Source organism: Pseudomonas sp. SIMBA_041 (genome assembly GCF_046535095.1).
GTDB classification, from domain to species: Bacteria; Pseudomonadota; Gammaproteobacteria; order Pseudomonadales; family Pseudomonadaceae; genus Aquipseudomonas; species Aquipseudomonas mucoides.
This window is the reverse complement of sequence record NZ_JAWRXJ010000144.1, coordinates 1-311: the sequence shown is the minus strand read 5'-3', so window position 1 is coordinate 311 and position 311 is coordinate 1. Positions and strand designations below refer to the sequence as shown.

General features: G+C 51.1%; 1 pseudogene. It reads right to left on the bottom strand.

The features are described from left to right. Positions 1-269: pseudogene (locus SB725_RS30605) on the bottom strand (oxidoreductase); the annotation flags it as partial. Positions 270-311 lie beyond the last annotated feature (42 nt).

Genomic DNA, 311 nt, shown 5'->3' with positions numbered 1-311 from the left:
CGGCCGACAGGCTTATTACCGATTTCATTGATGGTATCGCGATGACGTACTTCGCTTGCGCCCAATGCTTTTAGATGCTCGCTTTGTTCTGGCTTACCTGAGAATGCAATCACGTCGTAGCCGAGCTGATTTAAGATAGCGATACTGATCGTACCTACGCCGCCTGTTGCGCCAGTCACAGCAACTGGGCCATCACTTGGTTTTGCGCCCATTTTCTCTAGTTTTTGGACACTCAGTGCTGCGGTCAAGCCGCCAGTACCATAGGTCATTGCTTCTTTTAGGGTTAGCGTTTCTGGGCAAGGTAGCGCCCA